Below are 26,997 nucleotides of genomic sequence, written 5' to 3' on the forward strand. Positions count from 1 at the left end.
TTTGGTGATTTAAATTCGTTGGGGGACAAATTTTTGGAAGTCGAATGTTCGTCTTTTACAATGAAGTATAAATTTCTGTTGTAGTTTATTTTTTAGGAGCTGCTTTCTTTTCGAAAAGACCACTAAAAAGACCTTTGCTGATTTTGTTTTTATCATCTTTTCCTGTAGCAATCAGATGATCAACATACTCCATATATGTTTTTTTGCGTTCTTCTAAAAAACCAACCAAAAAGTCTTCGGAGGCGCCCATTCCGCTAACTTCTTCGATATGCAGTAACTTTTTATACAAGGGATCAATAAACTTTGTAATTATTTCTTCCGGTACCGATTTTCTAGTTCCGAAATAACCAATAATCTCTCCGTCACCATCAGCAATAATTTTAAAATCAGTCACAACCCAATAGTATCGCCCAGTTTTAGACATGTTCTTGATAATGACGTGAATATTCTGACTCGATTTGATACTATCCCACAAGAATTTAAAAATTACTTTTGGCATCTCCGGATGTCGCACAATATTATGAGCGTGACCGATTAATTCATGCTCATCATATCCCGAAACGTCAATAAAAGCTTCATTTGCATATAAAATGGTTCCTTTTGTATCCGTTTTACTTAATAACACTTTAGTTCTGTTCCAATCAACTTCTCTGTCGGATGGAGTCGGGCGGGTAATTCTATTGTCCATAAATCCTGTATTTAAAATTAATAAGCAATTATTTTTTTGCCTCTGGCCTGTATTTTTTTTTAGTGCATTAAAAATCAACAAACAACTGATTCACAATGCACTAACCATCTCTATTTTAATTCCTGGTATCAGTTGATTTCACATGAATATCATTTACCAGATCGTCGATTTTCTTGGCGCTTTCACGCATCATTTCGAGATAACTCAACAACTTATCATTATCAGTATGTCCTTTTGAAACATCAATAAGTTTGAGAACTGAGCTTACCGGTAGTTTTAAATCCAACGTAGTTCTGTGAATAAAATCGTTGTAATCTTTAGTAGCGGTTAGCGAACTGTATTTTGCCGAAGCCAGTTTCATGTTCTCCAATTCGTATTCGTCTGATATTTTAGAAATGTGATTCTGACTGTGCTCTTTAAAATAGTAAGCCCAGTAACCATTCATGAAAAATACTACGGCTGCCAAAACAACGTGGATCAAAAAGGTTTCCAAATCAAAATTAACCTGCGAAAAGTACAACTGCAGTCCCTTTGGATCGTTGAAAACAGTATTCTGCAAATAAGCCAAAGCCCCGTGATGCAATACCACTAAAAGCGTTAAGGGAATTTGCAATTTCCAGTTTTGATAGATAATCAAAATTGTACTGGCGATAAAAACGGTAAAATGCATTTCGAACAAACCGTGCATCTGATAAATATACTGCGCCATAAATATAGCCAAAACAATGGCCAGCACATATTGATAAAAGTTAGATTTTTTGAAGAAAAACTTTGCCGAATAATACAGTAACAAATTCAGTAAACCTACTCCCACTCCAACCTCAAACGTATCGTATTTAAAGGCCAAAGCAATTCCGAGAAGAAAATAAATCGCTAATACATAATTGATAATGGTATCTGATCTTTGTGTCATTGTAGACATAAAATTGTGCAAATAATCTTGTTCATTCAAACTGGCTCTTGTTTTCATAAATTAAAGTGATTTAGGTTAAGAATTTGATTTATTTATTGCATTTTGGTAACGAACATCCATAGGCTCTTAAAGCCAAAGCATCAAACGAGGGGGAGTGATTTTGTTTTAATAAAGCATCAATTGCCATTTGAGCATAATTACTGTCGGCATTCGTGCAGTACCTGGTTTTGTTGTAGTTTCCACGATAGTACAACTGCTGCGAGCCGTCCAGCAGTACAGCCTGCGGAGTGGAGAATACGCCACAGTTTTTGGCAATACTCTGATCAAAGTAAACCGGAATCTTAGCATCAAACTTATCCTGAATCTCTTCTATGGTAAATGTTTTTTCTTTGTTGAGTACTACGATTTTAAAATTAATCTGATCACCATATTTTTTGATGAGCTCGCTTACATGAGGAATGTTAAAACGTGAACAAGGACAGTCGGGGTTAAAAAAGTGGATAAAAATTGGTTTTCGATCTGCTAAGCAGCACTTTAAGTCAACTTTACTTCCTACAGCTATCTCTTTGTAATTTTTAGGAACTGGTGTGGGTAAACTGTACTTAAATTCGTTTTGCCAAAACAAAAATGATATAGCACCAACTAACAATGCCATCCATAAACCAACAAGTAATTTTTTGAGCATAAACAGGTGAATTTGGGTTGAAAACTTAAAAAATGCCTAAACAATTGTTAACTAACTGCTTTAATATTTAACTACTTTAACTTTAAATCAAATAAAAAATATACATATTTTAACGCTTAACCCTCAAAAACATTAGCTATCAGATAAAAAACATGTCATTTTGTTTAAGCTTATCAATGTTACAAATAAAATCGATAAACTGCAAATAAAATCGGACAAAATACACAAAATTGCAGCTTTGTGCGTTTTTTTCTATTTTTGAAACCCGTAGTTCTACTTGTTTTGTGCGTAAAACCATAAAAAAGACTTTTCACGAACGGTACTTTACTCTCTGATTATTTATTTTGATTTTTTTTCACTTCTACATTAAACCATTGTAAAGGAAAACAGTCTAATCAGGGCCTTGTTTAAAATTTGTACGTACAAATGTTAAATAAAAGCTAAGCTCTTCAGATTTCACAACAAAAAGTTAAATTTGTGAGCTTACTAAAAACATACACCAAAAATACATTTACCTCAAGTTTATGAAAGTAAAAAACCTTGTTTACGCCCTTTTAATCATTGTATTGGGAGGATTTATTGCCTACAGAGTCGTATCGAACAAAAAGAAGAACGACGATTCAAAAAAGTTTGGAGACAAAGACGCTCCTACGACCGTAACCGGAATTATTGTTAAAACTTCCACTTTCGATAATAATTTATCGTTATCAGGGTCTATTGAGGCAAACGAGCAAATCGAAATTCGTAGCGAGGTTTCGGGAATTGTGGAAGGAATTTATTTTACGGAAGGTACTTTTGTAAACAAAGGTCAGGTGCTTTTTAAAGTAAATGATATTGAACTGAAAGCGCAACTAAGGCAAGCGGTAACCAGAGAAGGTCTGGCTGCTGAAAATGAAAGAAGAGCCAAATTGTTGCTTCAAAAAGAAGCTATCAGTCAGGAAGAATTTGATGTTGCTAAGGCCGATCACGCCTCCGCACAGGCACAAAGTCAGTTAATCAGAGCTCAGATTGCAAAAACTTCGGTTAAAGCTCCCTTTTCAGGGAAAATCGGTTTACGCTCTATTTCGCCGGGAACCTACATCACCCCTACTATTTTGGTGGCCAAACTGGTAAACACCGGTAAACTAAAAATTACATTTTCTATACCTGAAAAGTATGCTTCACAAGTAAAAACAGGATCAGCAATTGATTTTACCGTTTCAGGTTCTGACAAAGTCTATTCAGCAAAAACATACGCGATCGAACCGGAAGTTGAAGTGGCTACACGTACACTACAGGTTCGCGCTATTGCAGATAATATTGACGGAAAACTTTTTCCAGGCACTTTTGCCGATGTTAAATTACCTTTAAACATTATAAAAGATGCTATTGTAGTGCCTTCAGAAGCAATTATTCCGGTGCAAAGTGGTAAAAAAGTATACATCGCTAATAATGGCAAAGCCAAAGAAGTTATGGTAGATGCCACTACAAGAACAGACTCTTCTATTTTAATTCTATCAGGATTAAAAGCTGGGGATACCTTAATTACAAGTGGTGTCATGTCCTTAAAAAATGAAGCTCCAATAAAAGTGAATGTAAAAAAATAGAAAATGAGAAATGAGAAATGAGAAATGTGAGTTGTAAAATGTATGACGTCTAACGGGATACTTAATACGCTTTAATCTATTTTCTATAGTCTATACTCTATTTTCTTTATTCTATACTCTTTTTTCTGCTATTCAAAAAAAATCTAAAATCTAAACTCTAAAATCATAAATAACACTATGAGTTTATCAACAACAAGTATAAAAAGACCTGTTTTAACCATCGTACTGAATCTTTTAATTATTCTGTTCGGTTTTATTGGTTATACGTTTTTGGGTGTCAGGGAATTCCCTTCAATCGACCCTGCACAGGTTTCTATCCGAACCAATTATACCGGAGCCAATTCTGATATTATAGAGTCGCAAATTACTGAACCTCTCGAAAAGGCGGTAAATGCAATTGACGGAATCCGAAATATCACCTCTTCAAGTAATCAGGGAAGCAGTAATATCACCATCGAGTTTAACCTTGATAAAAATTTGGAAGAAGCTGCAAACGACGTCCGTGATAAAGTTTCACAGGCGATCAGAAGTTTACCGCAGGATATCGATGCGCCGCCGGTGGTCTCAAAAGCAGATGCCGACAGTGATGCTATTATTTCGATGACCGTACAAAGCGATACCCGAAATTCTTTAGAATTAAGTGATTATGTCGAAAATGTCATTTCACAACGTCTGGAGACCATTCCGGGAGTCAGCGGAGTTCAAATCTGGGGACAAAAACGTTATGCTATGCGTTTATGGATTGATCCTGTAAAGCTAACCGCATATAAATGTACCGTATCTGACGTTCGTAATGCGTTAAATGCTCAGAATGTCGAATTGCCTTCAGGAAAACTAACCGGGAACAATACAGAATTAACTGTAAAAACGGTTGGAAACCTTTCAAAACCCGAAGAATTCAACAACATTATCATTCGTACTAACGGTGATAAAATTGTTCGTTTAAGCGATATTGGAGGGGCTGAATTAGGTCCGGAAAACATTGAAACAAAATTAAGTCAATCCGGTCTTCCGATGATTGGTCTGGCTATAGTACCAATGCCGGGAGCCAATTATCTGGACATTTCTACAGAATTCTACAAAAAATACGAAGCCTTAAAAAAGGATCTTCCAAAAGATATCAAGCTAAATATTGCACTTGACAACACTATTTTCGTAAAGAAATCAGTACTTGAAGTTGCCGAAACTTTAGGTATTTCGATTATTCTGGTAATCATCATTATTTATTTGTTCTTTAGAGACTGGGCCATCGCGTTCCGACCTTTAATTGATATTCCGGTTTCGTTAATCGCTACGTTTTTTATCATGTGGCTTTTCGGATTCTCGATCAACGTACTAACCTTGCTGGCAATTGTACTCGCAACCGGTCTGGTGGTGGATGACGGAATTGTGGTAACCGAGAATATCTTTAAAAAAGTTGAAGAAGGAATGTCGCCAATTGAAGCGGCAATCAAAGGATCTAATGAGATATTCTATGCTGTAATTTCGATTTCCGTAACGCTCGCTGCAGTATTCTTACCTGTAATATTCTTAGAAGGTTTCGTAGGCCGACTCTTTCGGGAATTTGGAGTCGTAATTGGGGCAGCTGTGTTAATTTCGGCCTTTGTTTCCTTGACACTAACACCAATGCTAAACGCCTATCTGATGAAAGGTGGAGAGCAGAAAAAATCTAAGTTCTATGTCAGAACTGAACCTTTCTTTGAGAAACTAAACAGCGGTTACGCAGATTCTTTAAATCGTTTTATTGCCAAAAAATGGCTTAGTTTCCCAATTCTGATCGCGTGTTTTGGATTGATTTATCTATTCTTTACCATTTTGCCAAAAGAAACTGCTCCGTATGACGACCGTAGCTCTGTTACCATGCGTATGACAACTCCTGAGGGTTCGACCTACGAATACACAGATCGTTTTATGCAGGAAATTTCAAGACTGGTAGACGATTCCATTCCGGAGAAAAAAGTGAGTCTAGTGATTACTGCACCTGGTTTTGGTGCTTCGGCTACCAACTCAGGTTTTATTCGACTTTCATTGGTAGAACCTGATCAGAGAAAAAGATCTCAGAAAGATATCGCCGATCAATTGACCAAAATGACCAAACGATATCCTGATGCAAAAACATCCGTGATCCAGCAGCCTACAATTGCTGTAAACCGACGTGGTGGTTTGCCGATTCAATATATCATTCAGGCTCCTAATTTTGAAAAACTGAGAGAAAAAATTCCCGTTTTTATGGAAGAAGTAGGCAAAAGTGACGTGTTCTCCGTTACTGATGTTAATTTAAAATTTAATAAACCAGAAATCAACGTTAGTATTGACCGTGAAAAAGCGGAGAGTCTTGGCATTTCAATTATTGATATCGCTCAGACGTTACAGCTTTCTTTAAGCGGACAGCGTTTTGGTTATTTTATTAAAAACGGAAAACAATATCAGGTAATTGGTCAATTTGATCAAAAAGACCGTTCAAAACCTCTGGATTTAACTTCGATGTTTGTGAAAAACAAAAGCGGAGAATTGATTCAGATGGATAACGTGGTTAAAATTGAAGAACAAAGTAATCCTCCACAATTGTACCACAACAACCGTTACATGTCTGCGACTGTTTCTGCAGGTCTGGCACCGGGAAAAAGTATCAGCGACGGTATTCAGGAAATGGACAGAATCAAAGCAAAAGTGTTGAACGATACTTTTACCACCGATTTAAGTGGAGAATCGAGAGATTTTGTTGAAAGTAGCTCCAACACTTCTTTTGCTTTTGGACTGGCTTTATTATTGATCTTTTTAATTCTTGCTGCACAGTTTGAAAGCTTTATAGATCCGCTTATCATTATTCTAACAGTACCTATGGCGGTTGCGGGAGCTCTATTCTCACTATGGCTTTTCAATCAGACCTGGAATATTTTTAGCCAGATCGGAACCGTAATGCTTATTGGGCTTGTAACCAAAAACGGTATTCTGATTGTCGAATTTGCGAATCAGCTGCGCGAACAGGGAAAACCCAAATTAGAAGCTATTTTAGAAGCCTCAGAAGCACGTTTGCGTCCTATTTTGATGACGAGTTTGGCTATTGCTTTAGGTGCTTTGCCAATTGCAATGTCGCTTGGAGCTGCTTCAACCAGTAGAATTGGTATGGGAGTTGTAATTGTTGGAGGAACTATTTTCTCATTGGCTCTGACATTATTTGTAATTCCTGCTATCTATTTAATGTGGTCCAAAGCCAGAAAGCATTATCCTGAATTTGATCATATTGAAGAATATGAAAGAGATACTAAATAATTGATAAAAATTTTGAAATAATATAGAAGCTGCGGCTTTCTTCTTAAAGAATCACCCGCAGCAATCCTTCATCACATGAAAGCTAAAATAATAGTAACAAGTCTCATTTTATTTTTGTTTTGTACAACAAAAATCAGCGCGCAGGAAGTCTTAACTATCGAAGACGCCATGAAGATCGCATTAGAGAATAATTTCGAAATTAAAATTGCCAAAAACAACTCTAAAATAAGCGAAACCAATGTCACTGTTGGAAATGCAGGAATGTTGCCAACTGCTACCGCTTCGGTAACAGACAACAATAGTGTTACAAACTCGTCACAAACACGTCAGGACGGAACTTCTACATCCTTAAGAAATGCAAAAAACAATAGTTTGGCTTACGGAGTAAGTCTGGGTTGGACAGTTTTTGACGGAATGAAAATGTTCGCCCGACTGGACCAGCTTAAAGAATTGCAAAAACTAGGTGATTCTGAGTTAAAAAGAACCGTACTTGTAAAAATTGGTCAGGTAAATACGGCTTACTTTGATTTGGTACAGCAACAACAGCAATTATCGGCATTGGATACTACAATTGTAATTTCGAAGCAAAGACTAACTCTGGCGCAAAATCGCTTTAGTATTGGAAAAGCATCCAAATTGGAAGTTTTAAACGCTCAGGTGGATTTAAATTCAGATCAGGTTGCCTTATTGAGACAAAAAGAATCTTATGCCAACGCTAAAATTTTACTGAATCAATATTTAGCCCGTGATGCTAAAATAAACTTTACCGTAACAAATGTAGTTTCTGTAGATAATAAGCTCGTTTTGGTTGATTTAATAGAGTTGGCACAAAAACAAAATCCTGCTTTAGAAGCACAAATTATCAACAAACGTATCGCCGAACTTCAGTTAAAACAGGTCAAAGCAGATCGTTATCCGGTAGTAAACCTAACTTCAGGTTACAACTTTAACGAAAGTCAGTCCAGTCTTGGATTTACAAGTCAGGCTTCTTCCAAAGGTTTTAATTATGGTTTTAACGCTACTTTAAATGTCTTTGATGGTCTTAATCAGCATCGAAATGAGAAAGTAGCCAAACTACAGATCGAAAATTCACAGATTGCCATAGAACAGCAAAACATGATTTTAAACACACAATTAAGCACTGCTTTTCAAACGTATTTAACCAACCTAGAGTTGATTGGACTGGAAGAAGATAACGTAACCATTGCAAAGCAGAATTTAGATATTACTTTAGATAAATTCAGAATCGGAACCATTACCACTCTTGATTTCAGAACGGCTCAGTTGAACTATGTGAATGCCAAGGTACGCTACAGCAATGCACAATTTCAGGCGAAATTATCTGAAATTGCCTTAAAAGAATTAGCCGGAAATATTAATTTTTAAAGTAAATTTGTTTTAAAACAAGTTCAAATGATTTCATACAACACCAAAGATTGGTTCACTTTTATCTTTCATTTTCATAAATCGGATACCGTTAGAAAACTGCTTCCAATCATGATCGCTATCGGAATTTACTCCTCGATAGTAGGGTATCTTGAAGTCTCGTATTTTAAAATTGGTAAAAACGATTACATCCATAACATCCCGATCATGCACGGGATGTTGGGTTTTGTAATATCCTTATTATTGGTTTTCAGAACCAACACTGCTTACGATCGTTGGTGGGAAGGCCGAAAACTTTGGGGAGGTCTTGTCAATAACAGCCGAAACCTGGCCATCAAACTTTCGGCAATGCTGAAAGAAGATAACGATAGGAAATTCTTCAGAAAATTTATTCCTGCCTACGCCTCCATTTTGCACAAACACCTGCACGATTCTGATACCGGTAAACAGCTTTTTGAAGATGTCGATCTGGAAATTGATCACCATAAGCACAAACCGAATCAGGTTAAAAAACTGATGTTTCAAAAAATCAACGATCTTTATGAAGCTAAAAAAATTAGTGGAGATCAACTCATTATCTTAAACGAAGAGCTACAATCTTTCACAGACATCTGTGGTGCCTGCGAGAGAATTAAAAACACACCTATTCCCTACTCCTATAGTGCTTTTATTAAAAAGTTCATCTTCTTTTACACCATGACATTACCCTTTGGCTATTCTGTAAGTCTGGGATATTATGTGGCACCGGTTGTCGTTTTCATTTTCTATGTACTGGCAAGTTTGGAACTTATTGCGGAAGAAATCGAAGATCCGTTTGGAGATGATGAAAATGATCTGCCAACAAAAAAGATCTCAGAAAACATCAAAAAACACATTGAGGAACTTATCTGATTTGATTAAATATTGAGTGCTTAGGAAAAGCTACCACAATCATTAGATAACCAGCATAATCACTTAATACATAAACATTCAACACATAGAGACACAGTTCTTAATGCTGAAAAAGTCGTTTCACTTAAAATAAAACGCATATCACTATGTAAAAGAAATCCATTTCTGTTCTATCCCCTTATTGAAATAATGCAAATCTATGTTTCTATGTGTTAAAAATTTTAGTGCGCAAACATCGGAATCTGTTTCTAACACATAGAGGCATAATTCTAAACGCTTAAAAAGTTGTTTCGCTTAAAATAAAACGCATAACACTATGTGAAAGAAATCCATTTCTCTTCTATACCCTACTTAAAAAATACGAATCTATGTTTCTATGTGTTAAAAAGAAGATTTTGCAATCTAAACTATCAGTCAGAAAAAACAGTCTGAAAAAAGCAAATAAATTGTTTCTTACTACAATGTGCAATCCTTATATTTGTAACCTCATACAAGAATAAAAAAGTCAACATGAAAATATCTTACAATTGGTTAAAACAATTTATAAAAACAGACTGGCCATCTGATCAAACCTCGGAATTACTAACAGATTTAGGGCTTGAAGTAGAAGTTGTCGAAAAATACCAATCGATTAAAGGCGGTTTACAAGGTGTTGTTGTTGGACATGTGTTGACTTGCGAAAAACATCCTGATGCCGACAGATTAAAAGTTACAACTGTAAATATTGGTTTAGAAGCGCCTATACAAATTGTTTGTGGTGCTGCTAACGTTGCGGCGGGACAAAAAGTACCTGTTGCTACGATAGGAACTGTTTTATACGATAAAGATGGTGCTGAGTTTACCATTAAAAAAGGAAAAATCCGCGGAATGGAAAGCCACGGAATGATTTGCGCTGAAGACGAATTAGGTTTAGGAACAAGTCATGACGGAATTATGGTTTTGGAAGAAGGATCGGTTCCCGGAACTCCAGCTTCAGAAGTTTTTAAGGTTGTCAATGATGAAGTTTTCGAAATAGGTTTAACTCCAAACCGTGCAGATGCTATGAGTCACCTGGGTACTGCCCGTGATTTAAGAGCAGGAATGCTGCAACGCGGTGTAAATATCGAGTTGATTACCCCTTCTGTGAGTAACTTCAGAGTAGACATGCGTACTTTAAAAATTGATGTTAATGTTGAAGAACCTCTTTTAGCACCTAGATACTGCGGAGTAACTATTTCAGGAATTTCTGTTAAAGAATCCCCGGCATGGCTGCAAGATCGTCTGAAAGCTATCGGACTGACTCCAAAAAATAATATTGTCGATGTTACTAATTATGTTTTACACGAATTAGGACAACCTTTGCATGCGTTTGATGCTGCAAAAATCAACGGAAAGGTAATTGTAAAAACGCTTCCTGAAGGAACTAAGTTTGTGACTTTAGACGATGTTGAAAGAACTTTGCACAAAGAAGATTTGATGATCTGTGATGAAAAAGGACCACTTTGTATCGCAGGAGTTTTTGGAGGTAAAAAATCAGGAGTAACAGAAGGAACAACCGCTATATTCTTAGAAAGTGCTTATTTTGATGCCGTAAGCGTGCGTAAAACCGCTAAAAGACACGGACTAAACACAGATGCTTCTTTTAGATTTGAAAGAGGTATTGATCCAACAATTACTGAATATGCTTTAAAACGTGCTGCGCTTTTGATTCAGGAAGTAGCGGGTGGAAAAATCACTTCTGATGTTATAGAAGTTTATCCTAAAAAAGTAGAAGATTTTTCGGTTTTATTAAATTTCAGCCACGTTTCAAAAATTATCGGACAGGAGATTCCAAAAGATACGATCAAAAAAATTCTGGTTTCTTTAGACATAAAAGTAAATAGCGTTTCAGATTCAGGTCTAGGGTTAACTATTCCTGCTTATCGTGTAGACGTACAGCGTGAAATTGATGTAATCGAGGAAATTTTGAGAGTTTACGGATACAACAACATTAATTTTTCTAAAAAATTCAATGCAACGGTATCTAACGCTCCAAGAACAGAAGATTATAAAGTTCAAAATGTAATTGCGTCTCAACTGAACTCACAAGGTTTTCACGAGATGATGGCCAACTCTTTAACTACAGCCGCTTATGCAAAATTATCGACTGTTTTAAAAGAAGAGCACAATGTCACCATACTTAACCCTTTAAGCAGTGATTTGTCGACTATGCGTCAATCTTTATTGTTTTCAGGTTTAGAGGCTATTTCATACAACATCAACAGAAAGAACTCGGATTTAAAATTATTTGAATTCGGAAAATCGTATCATAAATACCTTAACGGATACGAGGAGCACAAACACCTTACTTTGTTGATTTCTGGAAACAGAAACAAAGAAACCTGGACAAATCCTCAAAAAACAACCGATTTCTTTTTATTAAAAGGATATGTAAAAGGAGTATTGTCGCGTTTGGGAATTGATAAAATCACAAATGCACCGGTACAATCTGATGTTTTCTCGGAAGGAACGGCAATTTGTTACAATAACGAAACTTTAGTTGAAACAGGAGTCGTTAAAAAGTCAATATTGAAACATTTCGGAATCAAACAGGATGTTTACTTTGCTGATTTCAACTGGGATTTGATTTTAAAAATCATTACCGGAAAAATTAAGTATACCGAAATTCCAAAATATCCTGAAGTTCGCAGAGATTTAGCGTTATTGATTGACAAAAGTACAACGTACGAAAGTATTTTTAACCTTGCCAAACAAACGGAGAAATCTCTTTTAAAAGACATCAACTTATTTGATGTTTATGAAGGCAGTAAGCTTCCGGAAGGCAAAAAATCATATGCTTTGAGTTTTACCATTCAGGACAATACAAAAACGCTTACAGACGTTCAAATCGACAAAATCATGTCGAAATTACAGCAAACTTTCGAAACTGAACTTGGAGCAACTTTAAGATAAGTTTTTAAAAAATACAATTTTTAAGATTCCAAATCCCAATTCTGAATTTATTTTAGAATTGGGATTTTTTTTACCTGTATTTAGATTTTAACCCTTAAGATTTTTGAATGAAGATTAACGATTTTTGAATTCAGATCTCAGACTAGATAAAATCAACAACTTCACCCCCGTTCAGTAAAACAAAATCAAAAATCTTTATTCTTTAATCTTCATTCTAGAAGCAAATCAATAGGTGATAGCAGCAAAAATGGGATGTTTGCTGATTTTTTCTCTTCCATTCAGAAAACTTAGTTCCATTAGGAAGTTGCATTGTACAATCTCCCCTCCTAGTTGTTCTACCAATTCACAAACAGCTTTTGCAGTTCCTCCTGTTGCTAAAACATCGTCGTGAATCAAAACCTTGTCTCCTTTGTTTATGGCGTCTGTATGTATCTCTAAACTATCGGTACCATACTCGAGTTCGTAGGAAGCTGAAATCGTGTCGTACGGCAGCTTATTTGGCTTTCTTACGGGAACAAACCCTGCATCCAGTTCCTGCGCCAGTAAAATCCCAAAGAAAAAGCCCCGACTTTCAGCACCTACTACTTTATCTATTTTTTGCCCTTTTAATGATTCTACCAGAACAGAAACCGCCTTTTTCCTTGCAATGGGGTCATTTAACAACGGAGTGATGTCTTTGAATAAAATTTCTTTTTTTGGAAATCCCTGAATATCACGTATATAATTTTCGATCTGCATTTTTTTTAATTTTTATGTTATTTTATACTTGTATATCTCGCATTTATGTCTATCTTTGCACCCGCAAACAGCAATCAACAAAGCTACTAAAAAATAGCTTATTGAAAAATAAAAAAGGCCTCGTGGCGCAACTGAATAGCGCACTTGATTACGGCTCAAGAGGTTACTGGTTTGAATCCAGTCGAGGTCACAAAAAATCCCATTTCTTACGAAGTGGGATTTTTTTTATCTTTGAAATTCACTATTTTTAATCCAAATGGCTTTATCTTTGAGTCTTTGGAAAATTGATATTCATTATGGAACAGAAAATACATCAGGGAAGAAACGTAAAACGTTTCAGAGAAATGCTTAACATCAAACAGGAAGCATTAGCTTATGATTTGGGCGCAGACTGGAACCAAAAGAAAATTTCTATGCTGGAGCAGAAAGATGTAATTGAAGACAACCTGCTGAAACAAATCTCAGCTGTATTGAAAATTCCTGTTGAAGCTTTTCAGAATTTTGATGAAGAGCAAGCGATAAATATTATTTCTAATACATTTGATAACGGAGCTTTCTTAAGTACAGGTCATAGCGCAACATTTAATGTTAATCCGATCGAAAAATTGATCCAACTTCATGAAGAAAAGATTGCGTTATACGAGCGTATGTTGAAAGAGAAAGATGAAATGATGGTGAGGCTTGAAAAATTGATTAATAGATGATTTTTTATTAATATATTAATTCTAAAATGAGACTTTCGAGTTTCTTTTTTTTTGTTTTGGAAGTATTATAAGTGCGAAGTCAGGAATCATTCGCAGAGCTTTTCATAAGAACTCTTCGGGGAGCACCCTTTCGATTTTACAAATAAAACAACAAGCTTCTGAATTTCTTACGTGAAGATATTGAACATCACTTTTTGTTTCAAAAATTTCAGCAATTAGTAAATCGATATCATTATCGCCAACTAGTTTAGTAAAAATCATTTTTTGTTCTTTGCTATAGCCGATTAGGGATAACGGGAAATTTTCTTTATCTGCTTTTAATTCTTTGGGGAAATTGTAAATATCCGAATATTGCTCCACTTCGTTTTTGTGAATAAATATAGGTCCGGATTGATTAAAAGCATTGGTTTCTGAAAACGGACTATAAGCAAAAACCAAACGAATATCCTGACCAACATTAAATGGTTTCAACGAAATTCGACATGGTCCTTTTCCAGTTGCTAATTGCTCGTAAACTTGATTACCAAAATTATCAATATTTGTTTTCCGAATTTGACTTATAAACTCTTTAGACAAGGGAACAACTTTGAATTTTTTCATATTTTTCATATTTTAAATCAAAACAAATTTATTTGCTATTCCACTTATTAAAAATCCGTTTCTTGCTCAATTTTCCCTTGATCACCGACGGGAAATCCAAACTAAATATTAAAGCCAATGAAAAACAGAGACTTCGTAAAGTCTCTGACTTTAAAAATAACTTTCTTAGAATACTTCTCTTAAATGCAAAAAAAATGAGCCCGATACAATGTCGAGCCCATTATTATCAAATTTAATTATAAATTCGTCTAAACTTTTGGGTGCAGTCTAGAGACATTTGCCAGCTTTTCATGAGAACGCTTCGGAGAACGAATAATTTTGAATTTCTTATAAAAAAAACTAAATTGGATTTATGCAATATAAACCGAATATTTCTCGTTCCATTATTTATTAATGCACATTTTTATCTAAATTCAATATAGCTCTTTTATAATTTTCGTTCCAAACTTTAACTATATATTTTTTACCAATTTTCAAACCGATATATTTATCATTATAATTATGTTCAAGTCTTTGTGATCGTCTATATGTTTGGTTAGCTACAGTGTAAGTAAACTCAATATTTGTCCCTGTATCTGTACCTCCCAAATTTACTTCGTATATATTAGTAACCGTACCTAATATTTCAAAATAACTTTCATCATTAGTAAACACAGGCATATGTTTAATAGATTTAATTTTACTAAAAAGTGCTCCCGAACATTCTGGACAATGTTTTATTAAATACTTTTCCCCAATAATGAGCCCTGATATTTCATAACCATCAAATTCTTCATATATTTTACCTTTATACTTATAAGTGAACCATGCCCCAGCACCTCTATTATAGCTTATTTTACTAACCTTCCCTACAGTAATATTTTCAATAGTTTCCCAGTCTGGCCCAATATTTCTTCTTAAAACAACTTCTATTAAAAAATATAATAATGAAGTAAACATTAATGATCCAATTATTATAGTAAGAATAGCGTGTGTTTTTTTCATTAAAGGCTTGTGTTCTTTTAACTTTTGTTAAAATACTTATTTCTATCTTTTTAAATTTATTAATTTGTCACGTGGCAAACTTATCGATCACTTGTATATATATCTGACAATATACAAGTTATCTACTAGAAATTTGGTCGATATGTCTGATAAATATCAATATTTATTTACTTTCAAAAGTAGGATTTTTATTTTATGAATCATTAAACGGCTTTTTATTTGTTGAGTCCCCCGCTCTCCGAAGTGTTCTTCTTTACGCTGCGCAAACGTCTCTGACTTTGCGCCATTTTAAACAAATTAATTTCTAAATTTAGTTTCGTTGCTTTTTATTGTTTTTTCAACCTTTCTAAATCCTCTATATATAAACCTTTGGCAGTATTTGTAGGGTTGAATGCCGCAAGATTGTCAATTTTTGATGGAAAAGAAGGGTTGGCGGTTTTTGCTGTAGTTCGCATAGCTTGGCCCGTAATTAATTCGAGAGCTTTATTCAAATAAGGATCTTTTACGTTTCCAAATTCAACCAGATTTAAGAAAGTACTATAAGGATTGATTTGATAATCAGGTATAATTTTGGCTGGATTTGCATCTTTGTCTTTATTGTAATATGAAAAAGTAATGGGTTGCAATTGCCATTTGTGCTTAGTGCTTCGATTGACATAGGACGTATAATCATTAGCAGGAGAATCGTATAATGTGTTTGAGCCAACAAATTTGCCAACGGTTTCTTCTCCTATTGTGATTACGTTAATGTATTTTTTTAGACACTGTATCGTGAGCTCGCTGGCAGAAGCGGTTTGAAAACTTGCCAGCACATATATTTTTGTCAAAGCAAGGCTGTTTATACTTTCTTGTCTCTGAAAAGTTGGTTCGTTACCAACCAAATTAAAAATATTTACTTTTTCGGAAAGATTTTCATAGCCGTCTTCATTATTGTGTTTATTATTGAAGTCTAAATAAATATATGGTTTATTGGTAAAACCGCCATTAATCATTTGAGCCAGAGCTACTGCCGTTTCTAATGAACCGCCTCCATTGTATCTTAAATCTAAAACCAATTCGTTAATTCCATCCGATTTCATTTTAGAGAAAGCTAAATTGAGTTCATCATTATAATCGGATTTGAAAGCATTAAAAACCAGATAACCAATATTCTTCGCTCCATATACTTTCTTTTCGTAATAAGCAACTGGATTTTCATCAATTTCGGTTTTTGATACAGTCACAGTTCCTGTTTTATCTGTGGTTACTAAACTACTGTTTGAAAATTGCACGCTTGCTGCCAAAGTAATTGTGAATTGTGTATTTTCTAGTTGGTCATAATTACTTGAAGTAAGCTGGCTTCCATTTATTTTTGTAATAACGTCGCCTCTTTTCAATCCTGCCAAAGCTGCTGATGAATTAGGTACGATGTAGTTAATTAAGGCTACCATATTTGTATTGGATGCATCTTTAGGGTAGATTGCGTAATTAAAACCACCTTTTTTTTCGACTTCTGCAATTTTTGAAACACGCACTATCTCATTACTGTTTTCAATCCAAGAAAATCTATCGACAGTTCCTCTTTGATATAGGAGTGAATAAAAAAGCGCATCGGGAGTTTTTCCGTTGATTAAATTGTTATATCCTTCGGTAGAAGTGATTTTGCTGTCGGACAAATTGGCGACGTTAGGCTGCCAGTAGTACCAAGAATTCATAGCTTTCCAAACAAAATTGTTAATCTCGTCTGGCTTGGTTGTTGCGGCTTCTTTAGTGTCAGAATCAGAATCCTTGCTGCAAGCTGTAAAAACTAATCCTACAAGTAATGTCTTAGCAATATATTTTAATTTCATTATTTTTTCAATCGTTTAATTTAAGTTAGATTTGTGCTTGTAAAACGCTAAAAGTATGAAAAATAGTATTCCTAAAACCTTCTTTTTATTATTTTATTTTGGACTTTTTTTTCTTTTTTCCTGTTCCGGGCAACTTTTAGATATTAAAAATCAAACGTATAAAAGTTATAACAATAATAATGAAAAAGGATATATAGTTAGTTTTAAATTAAATGACACTGCTGTTGTTCCTAAATCGGTTGTGATTAATGGTATTGTTCAGGATATATCCAAAGCAAATAAAATTGGAGATACTTACCAGGTAAATATGATTGCACAAACTACCATAATTCATAATTACAAAGTAAAATTAGATAAAAAAGAAAATGGAATTTATTTTGAGAAAAATTCAAATATCTTTTTTCAACCCGTAAAATTCAAATTAATCACAGACTAATTAAAAAAGTTTAATTGAACCCTTTGGGTGTAATTATTACAAACGTCAGTTAGAGTATTTTTATAGAGAGTAACGGAACAAAAAGGCACAAAGTCAGATTGAACTACCCTCAAAAAGTTAGACACTATTTGGGGGCAGTTCAGAGACTTTTGCGCAGCTTTTCATGAGAACACTTCGAAGAACGAGGCTTGAAAGATCTGCAAAGTGAAAAAGTCATTAACCATTAACTCCACAAAGAGTACTTTATGCGATTGAATTTTGTAAATTCAAGGGATAAAAATGTGGCAGAACTTCTTGCCCAATCAATTTTAAAGCTTCTTCAACCGGAACTTCTGATTTTCTTAAATGAAGCGCCATGTGATTTACTCCTGCCAATTCATATAAACGCAGTAACTTCGTTAATCCATTAATACCAACAGCGCCTCCAAAACGATGCGGTGTAAAAGGAGCGTCAGGATTTTTCAAAAGATTCAAATGGAAAGCTGATATATAAGGTTTTGATGCCTGATTGTTATCATAAAGTGCATTTTTCCATTCTCTTACCAAAACTTCTGTATCTGCAACATTTCTTGGGTAATTGAACCAGCCTTGCATGTTTTGAGCGATCCAGTCCATGCTTTGTTTTGCCCTTCCGGCTAAAATCCACGGAATCTCATTTTTAGGTTTCGGATAAACCTGAATTTCATTAGATAAACCTTCATAATATTGATTCAGCTCGCTTTGCTCTTTCCAGGCTTCTTTGATTATCTCATGGTTTAAAACAAACCTTTCGGCTCTGGTTTCAAAATCAAATCCAAATAAAGGAAATTCTACAGGACGGTCGCCTAAACCAACACCAAAAAGATAACGACTTTGAGATAAATTTTCGATAGTTGAAATTGCTTTTGCCAATTGCAGCGGATCATGTAAAGGCAGTACAACCGCGGCAGTCCCAATGGCAATAGAATCAGTAATGGCAGCAACATAACCCAGATACGATAAGGTGTCAAAAATTTGAGCGCCATCTCCGAAACCCGGATCATATACCGGAACTTCCCGCATCCATAAAGCAGCAAACCCAAGTTTATCGGCCAATTTAATAAGTTCTGTGTGTTTGCTAATATCAGGAATCCCAAAAGGACGTCCTTGTTTTTTTCTTTTTTTCTCTCCTTCAAGAGACCAGTCGTTATCTAATGGAAATTCGAGTCCAAGAGTCATTCGGCCGGGTATATGTATTTTACAAATTGTTTTCATTTTAAAATTAAATTAACGGTTAACAGATTACGTAGTTATTTTAATTATTTGCTTTCTTTTTTACTTGATATTTTTGAGCTCAGTAAGGTTGCACCTATGGCAAGTACTACAAACAAAGCACCAACCCAAGGAGTAGATTCAAGTCCTAAAGTAGATTCTACTACTAATCCGCCTACATAGGCACCAATGGCAATTCCCACATTAAAAGCGGCGATATTAAATGCAGATGCCACGTCTTCGGTTCCGGGAAGGTAACGTTCTGCCAATTGAACCACGTACAATTGTAATCCCGGAACATTTGAAAATGATAAGGCCCCCATGATAAACAAAGTAATAATTCCAAAAAGAGAATCACTTACAGTGAATGTAAAAACCAATAATGCAATCGCCTGTAAAACAAACATCCAAAATAATGCTTTCAACGGATTTTTATTTGCAGCTTTCCCTCCTATAAGATTCCCGAAAGCGATTGCTATTCCGTACAAGACAAGAACTACATTCACCATTGATTCAGAAAGTCCCATGATTTTTTGAAGTATTGGAGACAAATAAGTAAAGGCAACAAAAGTTCCTCCGTACCCTAGCGTAGTCATTAAAAAAGCTAACAGCAATCGACCGTTTGCTATTACTTTAAACTGGTCTTTTATGGCGATTGTTTTTTCATTTTCGATTTTATTTGGCAGTAAAATCCAACCTGAAATCAAACCGATCAGCCCTAAAACAGCAACTCCAATAAAAGTAGCACGCCATCCAAATTCCTGACCAATAAAAGTTCCGAAAGGTACACCGGTAACAATAGCAACCGTTAAACCTGTAAACATAATAGAAATTGCTGATGCTCTTTTATCAGGAGATACTAATGAAGCGGCAATGGTAGAACCTATCGAAAAGAAAACCCCATGAGCCAATCCTGTAATGATTCTTGCCATAACCAAGGTATAAAAACCAGGTGCTATTGAAGCAAGACCATTCCCTATAATGAATACAATCATTAACCAGATCAGTAATTTTTTTCTTGGAATACTTCCTGTTATGGCTGTCAGTATTGGTGCTCCAATGGCAACACCAATTGCATATAAACTCACCAGCAATCCTGCTGATGGAATACTAATATTTAAATCTGTGGCAACTGTTGGCAATAAACCCACAATAACAAACTCTGTGGTACCAATTCCAAATGCGCTTATTGTTAATGCCCATAGCGCGGCAGGCAGTCTTTTTCGTTTAGTAGCAGTTTGTTCTATAACTGCTGTTTCAGTTGTTTTCATATTGTTGTTTCAAATAAAATTATAAATGATTTTAGAAGGGGAAATGTTTAAAAAAGATGAAGAGAAATAAGAGAATGTCCCGAAGGACATCCTCCTATCCAACAACCAATTTAATTAATCTTAATGCGCCCTATGTGGTAAAAGTTTTACCCAGGAGAATGTTAGTCTTTAATCAGGCTGGGTTATGAATCTCAATACAAGCTATATATGAGGAATGTTTCCCGGAATTACTTCCAGAACTATTGGCATTCTTTCTAATTTATTTTGTTCATAATTTGCACCATCTAAAAAAGCGGTAACTGCCTGCATAAAATAGTGGATCGTTTTCATAATTGCATTGTTTAAAATTAACAGTACAAAGTTCTAACGATGACACAAGATATGCGAGGATGAACATCACACATTTGAAGTGATGTAGATCACACTTTTTACCCCTTAAAGCGGCTGAGAGTTTCGCGGGTAACACCTAAATAAGAAGCCAAAAGCTTTTTAGGAACACGCTGAATTAGTAAAGGAAGTTTTTTGATGAGATTATTATAACGTTCTTCGGCTGTTTGCGTCAGTAAAGACATGATGCGTTGCTGCAGGGCGATATAACCATAATGCGATTTAATTCTGAAGAAATTAGTCATTTTTGGAATTTCACTACACAGCTTTTCCCTGTTTTCTAACCGAAGGCAAAAAAATTCTGAATCCTCAATACAATCAATAAATAAAGTTGCCGGAACCTGATTCTGAAAAGCATGAAAATCGCTTGTCCAGTATTGTTCCATTGCAAACTGCAGAATATGTTCCTTACCTTCATTATCAATAGCATATGTTTTCAATAAGCCGCTAATAATCCAGTATTCAGAAGGAACAAGTTCATCTTTTTGCACTAAAAACTGATGCTTTCTTAATTTCTTATAAGTAAAACAAGCTGCGACGGTTTCCCATTCTTCATCAGTTAATGGACTTATTTCTTCTATATGTTTTCTTAATTGTAAATAATGGTTCTCCATAAACTGCAAATTCTTTTAGAACTACCTGCTTTAATCCTTACGAAAGTAACAAAAAACTTTTTATCGATGATGAAACAAAACTCACACACTTGGCGTGAGTTTTGAAAAACCAACTACTGCCCTCCTCCCAAAGCTCTGTAAAACTCTATATAAGCCAAAGCTTCCTGCCTTTTTAAACTGGATAAATTCAGTTCATTTTCTATTAGATTTTGTTCTACCAGAATTACTTCTAAATAATTGGCCTGTCCATTTGTAAACAAGAGACCGGCATTGTTTATCGCCGTTTGCAGTAATTCATTCTTTGATGCAGTAATTGTAATTTTCTCTTTCAGTTTTTCGACTTTAACCATCGCATCCGAAACTTCTTTTGTAGCTTGCAAAACTGTTTTTCTAAATTCCTCACTCTTTTGTTCGTAGGTAATTTTACTCACATTAAAAGCCGTTTTTAGTTTTCGTTTATTAAAAATAGGCTCGGTAAGTCCACCTGCTAAAGTTCCAAATAGCGAACCTGGAATGTTTAACCAATTTGAGGATTGAAAAGAATTGAGACCACCCGAAGCTGTTATATTCAAAGCTGGATATAAACCCGCCTGAGCTACACCTATTCGCGCCGAAGCGGCTCGCAGTTCAAATTCTTTCTGGCGCACATCCGGACGATTCGACATCAATGAGGCCGGAACTCCAGAAGTTAATTGTTGCGGGGCTGTAAAATTGGCTTTACTTTCTGATAGTACAATTGGATCAGGCTGATTACCCATTAAGACATTTAAAGCATTTTCCTGAATGAATTTTTCTTGTTCTAAATCAGGAATAATAGCTTGTGTCGATTTGTACTGAACTTCGGCTTGCTGCAGGGCCAATGCAGTCGCTTCGCCGTTTTCAAACTGAACCCTGATTAGTTTAACTGTATTATCGCTTAAAGCTAAATTTTTACGAGTTATTACCAGTTGTTCGTCGAGCATTAATAATGTATAATATGACGAAGCAGCCGATGCAATCAATCTGGTCTGCAAAACTTTTCTGCTTTCAAGACTTTGCAGCCATTCGTTCAGCACCGCTTTTTTCTGATTTTTTACTTTTCCCCAGATATCAATTTCCCAGCTTAAACCTGAATTTAATGTATAATCTTCTACCCTTTTTGTTCCGATGGTATTGCTTAAATTAAAACCGTTAATACCGTTTAGACTATTATCAGAATAGTAATTTCTTGAAGTTCCAATTCCTGTAGAAACTGATGGTAGCCAGGCTGCTTTTGATTCTTTCTGATATTCTTCATTAATCTGAATTGTATTCAGCGCCATTTTCATATCATAGTTGCGCTGTAAAACATTATCTATAATATTTTGCAAAGCAGGATCTGTAAAAAAGCTTTTCCATGGCAGTAAAGTACTGTCCTTACTATGCTGCAGTGCATTATTCCCTCGAAATTCCTGTGGTATTGTAAGGGTTGGGCGCACATAATCTTTACCGATCTGACAGCCAGAAAACACGGCCAGAATAAGTATATAATATAGTATTTTAGTCATTTTAATGATTGGATTGAATTAAATGTTGATCGGTTGCAGGCGTAATTTTTAAACCAAAAAAACGTTCGTGTAAAGATTGGAATACGATAAATAAAACCGGTATTATAAAAATTCCCAGTACCACACCAAAGAACATTCCCCCTATCGTTCCTGATGCAATAGAACGGTTTCCCTGCTCTGTAGCGCCACCTGCAAAAAGCAAAGGCAGTAATCCTGCAATAAAAGCAAAAGAAGTCATTAAGATTGGTCGCAATCGTAATGCCGAAGCCTGAACTGCAGATTCTACCAAAGATTTTCCTTTATGTCTCATTTGTACCGCAAACTCAACGATAAGAATGGCATTCTTGGCCAAAAGACCAATAAGCATAATCATCCCAATCTGTACATAAATATTATTGGTAACGCCTATTAAATTGATAAAAACAAAGACACCAAATATTCCGGTTGGCAAAGAAAAAATTACAGCCAGCGGTAAAAGATAACTTTCGTATTGAGCTGATAATAAGAAATACACAAACAAGATACAGATTCCGAATATAAAAATGGTTTGGTTTCCGGCCTGCTGCTCTTCTCTTGCCATTCCGGTATATTCATGCGAATAACCTAACGGGAGCGTCTCGGCAACCTCATTTATTGCTTTCATAGCATCTCCAGTCGAATAGCCTTTTTTAGCCTGAACATTCAAATTGATAGAAGTTGACTGGTTCAAATGCGTAACGACTTCGGGACCAAAAACACGTTTTAATTGCACAACAGATTTAAGCGGTACCATTTTGCCCTGATCATTTTTAGCATATACTTCATTTAATGCATTTTCATCTACTCTAAAAGGCGCTTCGGCTTGTACTACGACACGATAATATTTCCCAAATCGATTAAAATCAGAAGAATAAATACTTCCAAAATAGGCCTGCATGGTTTCTAAAATTGTACTGACATCAAGTCCTAATTGTTTCGCTTTAACCGCATCAACATCGAGCATGTATTGAGGGAATTTTGCATTAAAAGACGTAAAAGCCGCCGCAATTTCTTTTCTCTCTTTCAGCGATTTTATGAACTCATCATTTACCTGAGCCAGTTTATCAATCGAACCTCCCGCATTGTCTTTAAGCACAACATCTAAAGCATCTACATTTCCAAATCCCGGAACAGTTGGCATCGAATACGTAAACGAAGATCCTTCTGGCAAACCATCAAATACGGTTTTAATAGAATCCATAATTTTATTGATGTCCTTAACTTTTCCTCGTTCTTCGGGCTGTTTTAAAATGGTATACGAAGCGGCATAGGATGGTGAAACAGTGTTGGCCAATAAATTACTACCGTTCACCATCGCATTAAAATATACGCCTTCAAATTTACTTAGCTTTTTACTTGCCTGTGTTGTAACAGTTTTGGTACGTTCCAAAGAGGTTCCCGGAGGCATGCTTAGAGCAGTCATTACAAAGCTTTGGTCTTCTGTAGGAATAAATGCTTGTGGCGTGTTACGTGCCAATACTATCGTTAAAATGGTGACCAAAACCAATCCGCTCAAGGCAAGCCATTTTCTTTTAATTAGGAAAAGAACAGCGGTGGTATATCTTTTTGTAGCAGCATGAAAACCAATATTAAAGAGTTCATAAAATCTTTGTAACCCTTTCTTATGTTTATCTTCATACAACTCAGCATGCTTGTTTTTAAGCAAAACAGCACATAAAGCAGGACTTAAGGTTAAAGCATTAATTGCCGAAATTACAATAGCAATAGCAAGCGTAAAAGCAAACTGTCTGTAAAACACACCAACCGGACCTTCGATTAAACCGATAGGTAGAAATACCGCCGACATTACCAAAGTAATAGATAAAATGGCTCCGGTAATTTCGCCCATAGCACTGATTGTTGCTTTTTTGGCATCACTAGAATGATGTTCTAATTTATGATGAACGGCCTCGACGACGACAATCGCATCATCGACTACCACTCCAATGGCCAGAACGAGCGCAAAAAGCGTCAGCAAATTGATGGTGATTCCAAAAACTCCCATAAAAAAGAAGGTTCCGATAATCGCCACTGGTACTGATATGGCTGGAATAAGTGTAGAACGAAAATCCTGAAGGAAAATAAAAACAACAATAAATACCAATATAAAAGCTTCAACCAAAGTATGTTCTACCTGATTGATAGAAGCATCCAAAAAGCGTTTTGTACTATAAGTGGTTCTGTAGCTAATTCCTTTTGGGAAACTCTTTTTGGCTTCTTCCATAAACTTCAGAATTTCAATCTGAATATCATTGGCATTAGAACCCGGCGTCTGAAAAATAGCCACTCCAATTCCCGGGTGTCCGTCCAGTGTTTGTGCCGATGCATACACATGATCTAATGATCCTAATTCTATTTTGGCAACATCTTTTAAACGCAGCACAGAACCATCCGGATTTGCCCTGATTACAATATCTTCATAATCCGGTTCTTTATTCAGTTTTCCTTTGTATTTAATCGTGTATTCAAAAGCCGTTGCACTTCCTTCTCCAAATTTACCCGGAGCGGCTTCGATATTTTGATGGTCAATGGCTTTCATGACTTCCTGTGCAGTCATTTGATAACTCGCCAATTTTCCCGGATTCAGCCAGACACGCATGGCGTAATCCTTACTTCCAAATACCTGCGCTTTTCCAACTCCCTGAATACGCTGAATTCCCGGAACAATATTAATAAGATCGTAATTGTTCAGGAAAGCCGAATCGTAATTAGGATTGGTGCTTTCGAGATCAATAATCATGATCATACTGTTGTTTTGTTTGGAAGTATTGATACCGGTTTTTACTACTTCCTGAGGCAATTGATTGGTGGCCTGCGAAACTCTGTTCTGCACGTTAATAGCAGCCTGATCCGGATTGGTTCCCAGTTTAAAATAAACGGTAATTGTCAATGTGCCATCATTTGAAGAAGACGATGTCATGTAGATCATATTTTCTACTCCGTTAATTACCTGCTCTAATGGCGTGGCTACAGAACGGGCAACAGCTTCTGCACTAGCTCCGGGATAACGTGCAGTAACCACCACAGACGGTGGTGCGATTTCCGGAAAGGTTTCCATAGGTAATTTTTCCAGAGCCAAAAAGCCTAAAATTACCAATATAAGTGAGATGACAGTAGCCGTGACGGGTCTGTCGATTATTTTCTTTAACATAATTTAAAAGGCTAGATTATTATTTTGAAACTTTTACCTGTATACCTTCATGCAAGCGTTCAAGTCCTTTTGACACCAATATATCTCCAGGTTTTAATCCTTCGGAAATGATATAATTTAAAGCTGTTTTTTGTCCTATTTTTAAGGATACACTTTTCAGTTTATTGTTTTTTTCGACCACATAAGCCATGACTTTATTCTGCAATTCATAAGTAGCCGACTGTGGAATTTGAATTACATTTTTGTTGTATTGTGACATGATAATTTTGCCTGTATTTCCGGAACGTAAAAGCCCTCCTACATTAGGAAATGAAGCTCTAAACGTAATAGAACCCGTAGATTTATCAAACTGTCCCTGAACAATATCGACCTTGCCCTGTTCCCCGTAAACTGAATTATCAGGAAGCATTAAGCGAACAGAAGGAATTCTTTTAATTTTTTCTTCTATGGTTTTTCCCGGATACTGCTGTTTAAACTGAAGAAAAGCTTCTTCACTCATTGAAAAATAGGCATACATGGTATTGATATCTGAAACCACAGATAATGGTTCCGGCTCATTATGTCCAACAAGACTCCCAACCCTATAAGGCAGTTTTCCGACATATCCGTTTACAGGAGCTTTTATCAGTGTAAACCCTTTGCTTATGGCAGCGCTTTTCTTTGCTGCTTCTGCTTGTCGTACAGCTGAATTTGCTGCGCTAAGTTCGGCTTGGGCATTTTTAAGCTGTACATCTGAAACAACTTTTCCGTCAACCAATTTTTGGATTCTTGTGGTCTCAATTCTGGCTTTTTCCCTGTTAGCCAATGCGGTTTGCAAAGATGCTGTTGACTGGTTTAACTTCTCGCTGTAAGGTGTATCGTTAATAAGAAATAACGATTGTCCTTTTCGTACATACGCCCCTTCGTCTACAAATATCTTTTCCAGATATCCTTCTGCCTGAGGTCTTATTTCGATATTGCTGATTCCTTCTAGCATACCCGAAAATTCTAATTCTGTTGTAACCGATGTGGTATCAACTGTAACGGTTGCCACTAAAGGCGTTACTGTTTTTTCTTTTTCTACTTTGGATGAACACCCTTGTAAAACCAATAAGCAATAACCGACCATGGACGTTCGGAATATAGTACTAAGCAAAGCTTTTAAATGTTGCTGCAT

At 35.7% G+C, this 26,997-nt stretch carries 21 protein-coding genes and 1 tRNA gene; 8 read left to right on the forward strand and 14 right to left on the reverse strand.

The genetic code is table 11. The features are described 5' to 3' along the window. Nucleotides 1-85: 85 nt before the first annotated feature. The 3 genes from AC3IS6_RS16575 to AC3IS6_RS16585 form a co-directional block, all read right to left on the reverse strand. Nucleotides 86-688 (reverse strand): PAS domain-containing protein, encoded by a 603-nt coding sequence (locus tag AC3IS6_RS16575; RefSeq protein ID WP_489160969.1) that lies wholly within the window; start codon nucleotides 686-688, stop codon nucleotides 86-88. A 115-nt stretch (nucleotides 689-803) separates the two neighbouring features. Beyond that, the gene (locus AC3IS6_RS16580) at nucleotides 804-1,658 is read right to left on the reverse strand and encodes a hypothetical protein (protein ID WP_489160971.1); all 855 of its coding nucleotides are present in this window, start codon (nucleotides 1,656-1,658) and stop codon (nucleotides 804-806) included. Between the two features lie 31 nt (nucleotides 1,659-1,689). Further along, entirely contained in the window at nucleotides 1,690-2,286 is a 597-nt protein-coding gene (locus AC3IS6_RS16585) for a TlpA family protein disulfide reductase (RefSeq protein ID WP_489160973.1), read from the reverse strand. Between the two features lie 524 nt (nucleotides 2,287-2,810). Between AC3IS6_RS16585 and AC3IS6_RS16590 the strand changes: the two genes are divergently transcribed. The 5 genes from AC3IS6_RS16590 (at nucleotide 2,811) to pheT (ending at nucleotide 12,353) form a co-directional block, all read left to right on the forward strand. Continuing rightward, on the forward strand, nucleotides 2,811-3,872 hold the full coding sequence (locus AC3IS6_RS16590) for an efflux RND transporter periplasmic adaptor subunit (protein ID WP_489160974.1): 1,062 nt from the start codon (nucleotides 2,811-2,813) through the stop codon (nucleotides 3,870-3,872). A gap of 177 nt (nucleotides 3,873-4,049) precedes the next feature. Further along, entirely contained in the window at nucleotides 4,050-7,145 is a 3,096-nt protein-coding gene (locus AC3IS6_RS16595) for an efflux RND transporter permease subunit (protein WP_489160976.1), read from the forward strand. Between the two features lie 75 nt (nucleotides 7,146-7,220). Continuing rightward, nucleotides 7,221-8,531: a TolC family protein gene (locus AC3IS6_RS16600; RefSeq protein ID WP_489160978.1), complete on the forward strand. Its 1,311-nt coding sequence runs from the start codon at nucleotides 7,221-7,223 to the stop codon at nucleotides 8,529-8,531. 27 nt (nucleotides 8,532-8,558) lie between these two features. After that, on the forward strand, nucleotides 8,559-9,422 hold the full coding sequence (locus tag AC3IS6_RS16605; RefSeq protein WP_489160980.1) for a bestrophin family protein: 864 nt from the start codon (nucleotides 8,559-8,561) through the stop codon (nucleotides 9,420-9,422). A gap of 510 nt (nucleotides 9,423-9,932) precedes the next feature. Beyond that, a complete protein-coding gene (pheT, locus tag AC3IS6_RS16610) occupies nucleotides 9,933-12,353 on the forward strand; it encodes a phenylalanine--tRNA ligase subunit beta (RefSeq protein WP_489160982.1) in 2,421 nt (806 codons plus the stop codon). A gap of 225 nt (nucleotides 12,354-12,578) precedes the next feature. Here the strand turns inward: pheT and AC3IS6_RS16615 are convergent, their stop codons facing one another. Next, complete coding sequence (locus AC3IS6_RS16615) at nucleotides 12,579-13,091, reverse strand: adenine phosphoribosyltransferase (protein ID WP_489160984.1); 513 nt, start codon at nucleotides 13,089-13,091, stop codon at nucleotides 12,579-12,581. A gap of 116 nt (nucleotides 13,092-13,207) precedes the next feature. Between AC3IS6_RS16615 and AC3IS6_RS16620 the strand changes: the two genes are divergently transcribed. Continuing rightward, nucleotides 13,208-13,281: transfer RNA gene (locus tag AC3IS6_RS16620), tRNA-Arg, on the forward strand. 106 nt (nucleotides 13,282-13,387) lie between these two features. Next, nucleotides 13,388-13,795 (forward strand): helix-turn-helix domain-containing protein, encoded by a 408-nt coding sequence (locus tag AC3IS6_RS16625; RefSeq protein ID WP_489160986.1) that lies wholly within the window; start codon nucleotides 13,388-13,390, stop codon nucleotides 13,793-13,795. A 102-nt stretch (nucleotides 13,796-13,897) separates the two neighbouring features. Here the strand turns inward: AC3IS6_RS16625 and AC3IS6_RS16630 are convergent, their stop codons facing one another. From AC3IS6_RS16630 to AC3IS6_RS16640, 3 genes are all read right to left on the reverse strand, one after another. Continuing rightward, the gene (locus AC3IS6_RS16630; RefSeq protein ID WP_489160987.1) at nucleotides 13,898-14,395 is read right to left on the reverse strand and encodes a DUF1203 domain-containing protein; all 498 of its coding nucleotides are present in this window, start codon (nucleotides 14,393-14,395) and stop codon (nucleotides 13,898-13,900) included. Between the two features lie 390 nt (nucleotides 14,396-14,785). Next, a complete protein-coding gene (locus AC3IS6_RS16635; RefSeq protein ID WP_489160989.1) occupies nucleotides 14,786-15,379 on the reverse strand; it encodes a hypothetical protein in 594 nt (197 codons plus the stop codon). A gap of 326 nt (nucleotides 15,380-15,705) precedes the next feature. Beyond that, nucleotides 15,706-17,208, reverse strand: coding sequence for a S41 family peptidase (locus AC3IS6_RS16640; protein ID WP_489160991.1), 1,503 nt, complete (start codon nucleotides 17,206-17,208; stop codon nucleotides 15,706-15,708). Nucleotides 17,209-17,263: 55 nt separating this feature from the next. Between AC3IS6_RS16640 and AC3IS6_RS16645 the strand changes: the two genes are divergently transcribed. Continuing rightward, entirely contained in the window at nucleotides 17,264-17,644 is a 381-nt protein-coding gene (locus AC3IS6_RS16645; RefSeq protein ID WP_173968180.1) for a hypothetical protein, read from the forward strand. Nucleotides 17,645-17,887: 243 nt separating this feature from the next. Here the strand turns inward: AC3IS6_RS16645 and AC3IS6_RS16650 are convergent, their stop codons facing one another. From AC3IS6_RS16650 to AC3IS6_RS16680, 7 genes are all read right to left on the reverse strand, one after another. Further along, nucleotides 17,888-18,877 (reverse strand): TIGR03571 family LLM class oxidoreductase, encoded by a 990-nt coding sequence (locus AC3IS6_RS16650; protein ID WP_489160993.1) that lies wholly within the window; start codon nucleotides 18,875-18,877, stop codon nucleotides 17,888-17,890. Nucleotides 18,878-18,921: 44 nt separating this feature from the next. Continuing rightward, complete coding sequence (locus AC3IS6_RS16655; protein WP_489160995.1) at nucleotides 18,922-20,145, reverse strand: MFS transporter; 1,224 nt, start codon at nucleotides 20,143-20,145, stop codon at nucleotides 18,922-18,924. 201 nt (nucleotides 20,146-20,346) lie between these two features. Further along, nucleotides 20,347-20,475: a hypothetical protein gene (locus tag AC3IS6_RS16660; RefSeq protein ID WP_489160997.1), complete on the reverse strand. Its 129-nt coding sequence runs from the start codon at nucleotides 20,473-20,475 to the stop codon at nucleotides 20,347-20,349. 98 nt (nucleotides 20,476-20,573) lie between these two features. Further along, entirely contained in the window at nucleotides 20,574-21,146 is a 573-nt protein-coding gene (locus tag AC3IS6_RS16665) for a Crp/Fnr family transcriptional regulator (protein WP_264523995.1), read from the reverse strand. A 113-nt stretch (nucleotides 21,147-21,259) separates the two neighbouring features. Beyond that, nucleotides 21,260-22,672 (reverse strand): TolC family protein, encoded by a 1,413-nt coding sequence (locus AC3IS6_RS16670; protein WP_489160999.1) that lies wholly within the window; start codon nucleotides 22,670-22,672, stop codon nucleotides 21,260-21,262. A 1-nt stretch (nucleotide 22,673) separates the two neighbouring features. Continuing rightward, entirely contained in the window at nucleotides 22,674-25,841 is a 3,168-nt protein-coding gene (locus tag AC3IS6_RS16675) for an efflux RND transporter permease subunit (RefSeq protein WP_489161000.1), read from the reverse strand. 19 nt (nucleotides 25,842-25,860) lie between these two features. Continuing rightward, nucleotides 25,861-26,997 carry an efflux RND transporter periplasmic adaptor subunit gene (locus AC3IS6_RS16680; RefSeq protein ID WP_489161002.1) on the reverse strand — a complete coding sequence of 379 codons (1,137 nt, stop codon included), beginning with the start codon at nucleotides 26,995-26,997 and terminating at the stop codon, nucleotides 25,861-25,863.

This window comes from Flavobacterium sp. KH_035 (genome assembly GCF_057839565.1).